The organism is Streptomyces sp. NPDC015125 (assembly GCF_043080045.1).
GTDB lineage: Bacteria > Actinomycetota > Actinomycetes > Streptomycetales > Streptomycetaceae > Streptomyces.
Genome location: NZ_JBIBVF010000052.1, coordinates 1 through 1,402 on the forward strand (window position 1 = coordinate 1; position 1,402 = coordinate 1,402).

Sequence of the window (1,402 nt, forward strand, 5' to 3'; positions counted from 1 at the left end):
CATCACCGCCCAGCGCAGCCCGGGGCCCTCGGTGATCGACCGGTCGATGTCCCGGACCGTCGCCTCGCCGCTCGCGACCATGTGCAGCGCCTCGCGCCACAGGGCCTCCTGGAGGCGGTTGGCGATGAAGCCGGGTACCTCGCCGTCCATCGTGATGACGGACTTGCCCGCGATCTCGTAGAAGCGGGAGGCCCAGGCGACCGCGGCCGCGTCGGTGCGTTCGCCGCCGACGACCTCGACGAGCGGTATGAGGTAGGGCGGGTTGAACGGATGGCCGACGACCAGGCGGGACGGGTCCGCGGCCGTCGTCTGCATGTCGGTCATCGGATAGCCGGAGGTGGACGAGGCGATGACGACGCCGTGAGGTGTCGCCGCGTCCAGACGGGCCAGCAGATCACGCTTGAGGTCGAGCTTCTCGGGCGCGCTCTCCTGGACGAACTCGGCGTCCGCGACGGCCTGTTCGAGAGTATCGGTGACGGCGAGCCGGTCGGTCGACGCGCCCTCGGCGAGGCCGAGCGAGGTGAGCGTCGGCCACGCCGCGTCGACCAGGCGGCGCAGCTTCCGCCCGGCGTCGGGGGCCGGGTCCCAGGCGGTCACGTCGTAGCCGCGGGCCAGGAAGTGGGCGACCCAGCCACCGCCGATGACTCCGGCACCGACGCAGGCGACACGCCGGACGTTCTCGGGCGCGACCGGCTCGGGAGAGGCCGGAGCGAGGGAGGCCGGACCGGGGGACGCAGGATCGAGGGAGGTCGGCTCGGGGAACGCAGGATCGAGGGTGGACGGCTCGGGGGAGGTCGGCTCGGGTGTGTTCATGAAAGGGATCCTTCGTCGTCGCGGCGGGCTACTTGCGCGGCTTGAGGCCGAGGGTGGCGCGGGCCTCGTCGGGGGTCGCGACGCGTGCGCCGATCGACTCGGTGAGGGTCACGGCCCGCTCGACGAGCTGGGCGTTGGTCGCCTTGTTGCCCTTGCCGAGATACAGGTTGTCCTCCAGGCCCACCCGGACGTGGCCGCCGAGCAGGATCGACTGCGCCACCCACGGCATCTGCATCCGGCCGAGCGCGAAGCTCGCCCAACGCGCGCCCTCCGGCAGCATGTTGACCATCGACTGGAGCACTCCGGGGTCCGCGGGCGCGCCCCACGGGATGCCCATGCACAGCTGGAACACGGTCGGGTCGTCGAGCAGGCCCTCCGCGAGCAGCTGCTTGGCGAACCAGAGCTGACCCGTGTCGAAGATCTCCAGCTCGGGCCGCACACCCAGCTCCTGGATGCGCCGCGCGCCCGCGCGCAGCATGTCGGGCGTGGAGACGTAGAGGTTCGAGCCGTCGCCGAAGTTGAGCGAACCGCAGTCCAGCGTGCAGATGTCGGGCAGCAGGTCCTCGACGTGCGGGAGGCGTTCCAGACC

At 71.6% G+C, this 1,402-nt stretch carries 2 protein-coding genes; both read right to left on the reverse strand.

Going from position 1 to position 1,402, the window contains the following annotated elements; all coding sequences use genetic code 11:
• Positions 1–813: 3-hydroxyacyl-CoA dehydrogenase NAD-binding domain-containing protein (locus ACF088_RS41210; protein ID WP_392381119.1), on the reverse strand; the 813-nt coding region annotated here is incomplete at its 3' end.
• Between the two features lie 28 nt (positions 814–841).
• Positions 842–1,402 (reverse strand): 3-keto-5-aminohexanoate cleavage protein (locus tag ACF088_RS41215; protein WP_392381120.1); only part of this gene is annotated, 561 nt, incomplete at its 5' end.